Annotated in this window: 7 protein-coding genes; 1 reads left to right on the forward strand and 6 read right to left on the reverse strand. The window is 37.7% G+C overall.

Features of this window, described 5'->3' with window-relative positions; genetic code table 11:
* Positions 1-1,675: 1,675 nt before the first annotated feature.
* The 6 genes from IEV61_RS19730 to IEV61_RS19755 all read right to left on the reverse strand — a co-directional run bounded on the left by IEV61_RS19730 (position 1,676) and on the right by IEV61_RS19755 (position 8,196).
* Positions 1,676-3,601 carry a hypothetical protein gene (locus IEV61_RS19730; RefSeq protein ID WP_188418783.1) on the reverse strand — a complete coding sequence of 642 codons (1,926 nt, stop codon included), beginning with the start codon at positions 3,599-3,601 and terminating at the stop codon, positions 1,676-1,678.
* A 689-nt stretch (positions 3,602-4,290) separates the two neighbouring features.
* Complete coding sequence (locus tag IEV61_RS19735; protein ID WP_188418784.1) at positions 4,291-4,983, reverse strand: zeta toxin family protein; 693 nt, start codon at positions 4,981-4,983, stop codon at positions 4,291-4,293.
* The gene (locus IEV61_RS19740; protein WP_188418785.1) at positions 4,970-5,239 is read right to left on the reverse strand and encodes a hypothetical protein; all 270 of its coding nucleotides are present in this window, start codon (positions 5,237-5,239) and stop codon (positions 4,970-4,972) included. The genes IEV61_RS19735 and IEV61_RS19740 overlap by 14 nt, the downstream gene beginning before the upstream one ends.
* A 163-nt stretch (positions 5,240-5,402) precedes the next feature.
* On the reverse strand, positions 5,403-5,747 hold the full coding sequence (locus tag IEV61_RS19745) for a hypothetical protein (protein WP_188418786.1): 345 nt from the start codon (positions 5,745-5,747) through the stop codon (positions 5,403-5,405).
* Between the two features lie 49 nt (positions 5,748-5,796).
* Positions 5,797-6,372: a hypothetical protein gene (locus IEV61_RS19750; protein ID WP_188418787.1), complete on the reverse strand. Its 576-nt coding sequence runs from the start codon at positions 6,370-6,372 to the stop codon at positions 5,797-5,799.
* Positions 6,373-6,528: 156 nt separating this feature from the next.
* Entirely contained in the window at positions 6,529-8,196 is a 1,668-nt protein-coding gene (locus IEV61_RS19755) for a DUF6035 family protein (protein ID WP_188418788.1), read from the reverse strand.
* 1 nt (position 8,197) lies between these two features.
* Between IEV61_RS19755 and IEV61_RS19760 the strand changes: the two genes are divergently transcribed.
* Entirely contained in the window at positions 8,198-8,518 is a 321-nt protein-coding gene (locus IEV61_RS19760; RefSeq protein ID WP_188418789.1) for a hypothetical protein, read from the forward strand.
* The last annotated feature ends 96 nt before the right edge of the window (positions 8,519-8,614 follow it).

Genomic DNA, 8,614 nt, shown 5'->3' on the forward strand with positions numbered 1-8,614 from the left:
ATTTCGTAAATAAAAACAGCTGCTTAAAGGAGACGATCAAACAGGGGCGTAAAGACACCTTATTGCCAAGACTGCTCATGTGGGGCCGACTGTTAGCCTTAATTGCACCTTTAGCTTTACTTCATCTGGTAGTTCGTAATTATACGAATGAATCAGCGCAGCCGCTGCTTATCCTTGGTTTAGCCAGCCTGGTTTTATTTCTAATGGGGATTGTCCTGCCATTTTGGTTTTGGAGCCAAAGACTTACAAAATGGAAGCTACGGGCATTTGCCCATTGCAGCGATGTGCAAGAATTACGTAAAATAGCCTGACTTAAGCCACTTTACTTTGAGGGAAACCTGATCATCGGTAGAATATTAATTACAAACAGGGCGGAGCGACTGGAATGGGCGCAGCTACAACAAAAATTCCATAGCCCTGTTAGTTTTGCCGACAACGCCCGTTTGCCAGCCGAAACCATTATTGGCATTTCCTAGGCTATATTTTTAACCTTATTCTCCAATTATCACGTGTTTTTTAGGCATACTTGTTATGCTGTACGCACCCGTAGACGTACGTTTTTGGGCTCAAATTTTAGCTGGTGTAGTGATCGCAACTTTATTACATACGATGTTCACTTTTATACGTGATAGGTTCATCCGAATGCCAACACTTATTATTATCGAAGAAGGTATTTAGACGGTTTACAAAGGATTTAGCGCCTGGTCTGATATTCATAACGAAAGAATTGTTCAGCGTTCAATTGATCCCAGCGCACAATCAGATTTTTTATTTTATCATCTTCCAAAAGGTAACGAAGATTTAAAGTTAACGTCATACGCCGTTAGCCGTGCAGAAATAGAACACCTTTTGCATCTATACCGAAACAGGTATAATAACTCAACCAATTGATATGGATATCTGGAAATTATAAAAAAGCTGCCCCGCCTATAGCACGCTGTATAAAGCAATTGAGAAGTGGGAAATCAAAAACTAGTTACCCGGATCCGGTACACTTTGACGATGTCAATTCATTGAACTTTAACCTGTATTATGAAAAATGACCACACAAATAGGTGCTCTGCATTCTACGTTAAATCGAAATGCTCACTAAAATGAGTACTAAATGGTGAGCAAACGACACCAAACTAAAAGGACTAAAATGCCTCATACGTTGCGTATGAGGCATTTTAGTCCTTTTTTATACTGCCTTATTGGAGCAGGAGGAGAAACGAAAAATAGAATTAAATTTCCGTAAAATGCTGACTATTAGTATGTTGCCCTAATGCCTACTTGAAGAATGCTAACTAATGGCCATTAGTTAACCCTTAGATTACGCTATATATGTATGTTTAATATAGCGTTTCTTATCGAAAGGAACAAGTTTTATAGCGAGATATATTAAAAACAGCGTCAACCTTTACCAAATTATAAGCCTTTGTAACGGTTATGAACTCAGTTCACAACGTATTCATTATTTGTAAATTATATAAAACTATTTTTAAACACTTTATGAATCACACAATGAAAACATTTTGACTCTAAATCTTTGAATAAAAATAGTAATTAATCATAAGATTTCCATCAATGTTTGTTGTGAACAATTACAGCTGATTTAGTAATATTAGGAACAATTAAAAGGTTACTTAAAGTATTTTAAATACAGGAAAAAGAAAGGCTAACTCAAAATTAGTATTTAGTTATCGGTTGTCACGGATACTCTTGCAATATCTAATGAAGTTGAGATTCCTGAAGCATGATTACTGGCTACGCACCAAGTGGCAAGTAGATTAAAGGAGTTAGGAACGGTTACAATATTTCCGGATGCGATAAAGGCTGTGCCTATCCTTTTAACAAGATAAGTAGCAGTTGTGCCGCCGGCTAGTAAAGTAAACGTTACATCATACACGTCAGTAGCAGAGGTATTGCTTGGAAAATTTGCTCCCAGGTTAATTGCAGCTCCTAATGTATTGCCAGCTCCCATAATTTTAAAGTTGGTATCACCTACATCGGCGTACATTTTTAGACTTTGGACCAAAGTGGATGGCTGTACTGATGAGGTATACGAATTACCTATGCCGGCAACATAGCTATGCCCTGAGTTGTATTGTTGTATGGAGAAAACCAGTCTGACCGAAAATCCTTCTACTTGATTAAATTGCCCGTTGCCTATTAGCCCTCCTGGTGAATTAACCCCTGATCCACCTATAAATCCAAGTCTCCGTAACCGGGTATACGAATTAGTAAGCGCTACATTTCGTAATGTAGCTGTACCCTGGATATTTAATCCAAGACCTAATTGGTTTATTGCAGTGTTGTTTCCCTGCGCCTCCCAGGAAGCTATACGCTTTGTAACACTTACAGAAATTGCTGAGGTTACAAAATTAGTGCTTGCAGGCGATGCTGTACTGTCGCCTGGTGGTTTTGTAGCCACCGTAGTGCCAGAAGGTAAATTATTGATGACTGTGCCTGGTGTAGTTTTAATTAAAACAGGTGTAGTCAAAGGCGTTGCAATTGTAATATCAGGAACACCTAAGCCCCCGCAAGTAATGTCAAAGCTGTTCACTGGTGCATACATCTGACCATCAATAAATGGTGGAATGGCATTATCATCCTCAACGTACAATGAAAATTTGTTGCCCCCTGTATAAAGAGTGGTTGTTATACCTACGGCGCCTGCCCCCTGAGGAAGTAAATAACCGCTCAGAAAATTATTCCAGCGACTGAATCCTAGCGTTGTAGACCCATCTAGGTATATCGGTTGGGGTAAGCCCTCTATATCTACAAGTACGAAGGTCATTTGCCACATTGATGTAGACCAAATACCGCGATAAGCTATACTACATTCGTAGTTTTGGAAAGTACATAAGTTAATCGATTTGCTTCCGTTAGAATTCGAGCTTTTAATATACAGACCAGCGTAAGGAGTTGTTAATTTAGCAGTCGTTCTAACGAAACCAAAATTGCTATTGCCATAATTTACCGTTAAACTGGTATTCTCTAAAATTATACCATGATTGCTATCATTTAGTGCTGTAAGATGGGGTACCTCCAGGTCGAAAAAGTTTTTAGCGTAAAATGCTGGCTGAGATGTTGAATTCGATTGAATAAAGATATTATCAATAGTTCCACCCCATACAGAAACTTCTGATACGGAGCCGGAATCATCTAATAGTATGCCTGATTTGGCGCCGGAGCCGGTATACATGGAAAAGTCTCTAAAAACGATGGAAACTTGATTCTTAACCACAATGCCATTCTTGCCGCTCGTATTTTGAATGATTACAGTTGAACTACCATTACCTTGAATAACCAGTTGGCTGCTGGTCGGTCGGCTCGTATCCCATCCTGTGATGGTTAATTCATTAGTTAAAAAGTATTGCCCATTGCTAATAAAAATACTTCCCCCTTTTCCTACCGATAAGGCGGTTATAGCTGACTGAATAACTGTAAAAGCGTCCGTCCCGGTATATACACTTAACCCGGAGCCTACAGTCGGTTTGGCTGTAATAACACCAGCGCTAATTGATATAACGAAGTCGACCGTTTGTTTAGCTAAATTGGCGCCTAAGGCGGCGTTATCATAAGGGCTTCCAGTAAGATCACTAAATGGGGTTGGCATGATAATTTGATTTAAGATTGAGGTGAATAGTAAACCTAATCTTTTAAAACGATTAAATAACAGTAAAACAACTTTGTTACAGTTCTTTATCAATGCAACCCAATAAGTAGACAGAAGGTTAAATTTTCTGCATTCAGGACTCGAACGATTAACCTCGACGTTAATAGAAGCAAAAATGGGCAATCAACCGTCAGCAAACGGCACCAAACTAAAACAAAAAACCCCCATGCGTAGCGTATGAGGGGTTTTAGTGCTTTTTGATACTGCTTTAGGTGGAGCCGGAGGAGACACGAAAATGATTTATTTTTCGCGTAAACTACTGACCATCAGTATAGTTATGCTGACATAATACCTTACTCACCGAGCGCTAACTAACGGGCAATATTTCACCCTAAAATTATGCTGTTTTTGTACTATATAAAGATAGCATTTCTTGCCTAAAGTAACAATTTTTAACTCTTAAGCATTGATTAACGTACCCTTGGAAAATGATTTCTTGCTCATACGCGCACTCCATACTCCGCTTTCGGACGAGAGGAGACCTATAATAATGACTATTAGCTATACTGACAAACAGTTGGTAATCGTCAGCAAATGGAAGAAATTCTTGCTTAAAAGCTAATGCAAAAATCTTAGATCTTAAATATTTACGTCAGATATCAAAAGAAGTAGGAATCTTATGTATTGATCTAAATACCCAAACGCTTCCGAGGAGATTTCTTAACCGTAGGCTTTTGCGAATTTTTGAAAACTGTAATTTTTGAAGCGATGTCGGGTAGACCATTTTTTAGCCACTTCTTTTTCAGAGCCTCATCTGTTGCTATATCAACTTGATCATCTTCCAAATGTGCCAGAAGAGTTGGTATCTTCATGCCGTCGTATAACTCAATTATCTTGAAAGTTCTCCGATAATCATTAATATGAGCCAGATTTTTCTCGTAGACTCCTTTTATCGTATCGGGCGCAACATAATGTCCGCCTTCCAAAACCCGTTGTCCTACGCGTGCCACGCAATCACTGACCTTATCTAAGCATAAATAATTTAATTGGATATTGTATCCGTTATTTTCAAACAAGTCCAAATACCTCCAATAATCCCCATGCGATAAAGGGGTCTCCAAAACGAAATGCTCTTTTTTTGCAATGGCTCGTTTCATTTCTGCAACGAGTTTAGCCTCCATCATTTCTGTCGCTCGCCTTGCAATAGATGCCTTTGGAAACTGCTCAGCGTTTAACTCTGCCTCGAATTCAGATCTCGCTTGATCACGGTCGAAAGACCTAATACCAGTGAATACCTCAGGAAGCATGGATTGGATATGAGTTGATTTACCAGCACCGTTAGGACCAGAAATAACTAATAGCGTTGGTTTAGAGTAATCCATATTCTTCGCGAACACGGTCAGCCTCATTAGCCTTGAGAACTTGGATAACCTTAGATTGGTATTTGGCCCCCCTCGCTGACACTTCCTGAAGTTCTATACGACCGTCTGGAAATTCACGATAAACCTGTCCTTCCGGCAATTGCTCTGATAAGATCAGGAAAGGCAAGTTTTTGCTAAAATTTCTGGAACGCAGGTTTTTAACGGTAACCAGATATTTCTCATTTTTAAGTGTAACTTCGATATCTGTAGAATTCATAACATCAATTTTAGGTAGCTTAAGTTTAAAACTTGGTATATGTAAATATACCACTTTGGAATTTCATAACAAAGCTTATGCATTTTTTCACTGAAAGTATTCGCAAGTTTAACACATATTTCCATTGAATTTCACCATTCAATAGCAACAATTTATAAAACCATTATGCTCCTTTTCCAACGAAATCAGCGAGAAAGGTTACACAATCTATAACGTCTTTTTTAGTCCCAGAAAATAGCTTTACTTGATATTTATCCGCAAGTTTAGTTCTATTTAACTCAAATTTTCGTTCTTTGTCTAAGAACATTATATCTGAAATCTGGATACCTTTACTAATCCGCATAATATCAATTTGATCATTAACGGTCTCTTTTTTCTGCATAACTGCACTATATGCGGTCAATGTAGACCGAACATTCAAAGTAGATATTTCGTCATAGCCATGCCTGTCAAGGTGTGCAAGGACAGCTTTTGCTTCATCAATCTTCATCTTGTTGATCTTCATCATTGCATCTAGCAAATAATCAACCCAATGCGCTACAGTCTTTGACTGAAAGTTAACACCCCCTGATAACAATGCCTTTTTTTTCGATCAACTCCTTCAGCCTGCCACGAAGTTCATAAGTAGATAATGATATGTGTGCATTAAGCATCGCCTGGTATTGTTTTTCGTCGAGCTTTTGCTCACGAAGTAGCTCTTTAAAAGAATTCGATCCGGCCGTTCCTTCATCTACCATTAACTTAAACTGTTCGCTACGTTCTTTAAATACCTGAATAGAGTCTATGTACGAAAATGTTTTCTTTATCTTATTTGTTAAAAATGTATTGAAAGTAAGGTTATTCTTTCTTATTTTGGAAATAAGAAGTTGAGCAGTGATTAAAGCTTCCGTTTTAAAAAAATACCCATCTGATACTACCTTCATGAAATCATGATTAGCGAGCGCTTTGTCAGGAGTTCGGGCAGAGGTTTCAAGCAAGTGTTCGAATGGTATAGGACATATTATTCTCCCTCGGCTCACGCCGTCAAGTATCACTTCCTTTAAGTCACACCAGTATTCTGCTCCGTCGACTAAATTACTGACAGCGAATTGATCTAGGTAGATACAAAGCCTTTTCTCGAAAAACAATTTCATTACACATTTTCAGCTAATTATCTCTTTCCATTCATTGCAATAAATTCATCTTCAAAGTTTTATCACAAAGCTTTGTGATAAATTTTGATTTGCTTAAGATTTGAGTGTGATTAGAGATTTATTCGGATAATCAATTGGGAAAGCAAACTTTTGCATTCACCTAAAAAGTTCAGGAAATAAGATTTTTACTGCCTTGTCAATACTATGATCTTGAACGGGCATGCTTCCATAAAAATTTGCTAATTTTTTTTTAAAGGTATCCTTAGTGTCGTTATTTATGATCTCGTTCCACACCCCGTAATGCTTAAAAGCGAGTTCAAGATAAACCCAGTGTTTTTGATAGTTCGATATTGCATTTATGGCTAAATTTTTGAAACCCTTTAAACGGAAATTGATCATTTTGCCTTCCTTCGCACTGGCAATAGTAAAAAACACCCTGTCATGGTAATATAATGTGTCAATAAGATAAGGCTGCTTTACTTTACAAGCAAATTCAAAGAGTAGTAATTCAGCTTCAGTTTCCAAAGGAGTATTTCTACCTCTTTCATTATAAAGCTTAAAATCTTCGGGCTGAAGTTGATATCCACGTTTTAGTAGCCCTTTTATAAGCCCGTATTTGTAGATAAGATTGTCATTTCTTATCAGGTCATGAAATATTGTATTTCCTCCATTATCAATCAGATCAACATTTACTTCAATCCTTTTTTCATTCATTAAAAAGCTTCCGAAATTGTGTTCTCCCTTTTTTAGCGTCGCGAAGTAATAGTTAAAAAGTGGCTTACCATCTTTACACTTCTCATTGAACCCCAATAGCCGATTTAAGTTATCAAGATCATATTCATCCATATCATCAAACTTTTCATCAAAATCATGATATGACCATCCCAAACGTTTGTAACGAGCTATCTCTTTTATAATGTGATTGGCTTTGAACTCGCTTTCTTGTTGAAGTTCAAGTTCTCGCTGCTTTTCCTCTGATGCCTTTCGCTCAGCGATAATCTCCCTGAGGCGTTGTTCCTGTAAACGCTTTTCCAGCTCAAAATCAAAGTAGTAAGCTTGTACTGTTTCGGGGTCGAAACGCAAGCATTGTAGCCTCACGGTTTCCTTTATCCAAGGTGTCACAATCTGTTCCTTTGAATTAATAACTGGTTTTTTATAGGTACAACTTAACCCAAACGCTTTTGCATTTTCATCAAGATTGAAGAAGTTGTGGTATGAATTGAGGTATTTAACATCCCTAACCATTTGCGTCTGGGATTGTACATCAAAGTCGTCCAAGATCCATATTAGATACATGCCTTTATCCTTATAAAAATTATATCGGTCTAAGATGTACTTTAATGGAAGGTTGGATAGCTGTATCTCAAAGACGAGTTGTCGGTTTCTGAAAATAGCATACACATCAGGTCGTCTTTTTTCCTTGCCAGAAAAGAAAAATTTCTTGTCAGCAATGACGCTTGCTGGATCGACGCCGTCTTCATCTTTTAATAATTGAGCGATCTTGCTTTTTAAAAACTTGTGTCGATCACTTTCCCTAAACTTATGAAGTTCATCGAGCTGAAACATCTCATAAGGAGTGAGACTCTCATCTTTCAAGATACAGTAATCAGCATTAGGATGATGCTTAAAGAAAAGCCGGTCATATTTGCTTGTTGAGACCCCTAAAGTTTGTCTGCATTCAACACAACTTAGCTTAATTTCTCCGGTATGGTATTGCCTCCTTATTTCAAATGAATCCTTTGCAGAACGAAAAATATTTTCCGCATTCAATATTTCATCAGCAACCTCATCGTATGCTAAGTTGATTGCCCGCTCATAGCCCATTATGTTAGTTATATATAGTAAAAATAGTGTTTCATTTTTATATTTGAGTATGTATCGAGATCCTGAATTTTTTAAAGAGCTTTCGAAGCTGGTGAAAAAAATATTGCCCCTTATTCAGCCAGTAGTTAAAAATTCTTTTTTGCCAGATTCTTTTAAAGAGTACCCTAATTTGACTATCGGGAATTCTGGATTTCCGTCCATATCTAACTATCCATCAATTATTGATATTTCTAAATTTTTCCGCCCCGGCTACAATGGGCAAAAGCCTCAAATTGATCTTACAGATTACTCTTTTGATATTCCGGGGATGTTGACCACCTAATTCCGTGGCAAAGTGACCAGGCGATTAGCTGGCGAACGATAGCAGCGAGAGCTGTAAAAGCGTTTTCAAAGTTAGTTATTAAAAGTGGTTATTGAT

It is taken from the genome of Mucilaginibacter galii (assembly GCF_014635825.1).
Taxonomy (GTDB): Bacteria; Bacteroidota; Bacteroidia; order Sphingobacteriales; family Sphingobacteriaceae; genus Mucilaginibacter; species Mucilaginibacter galii.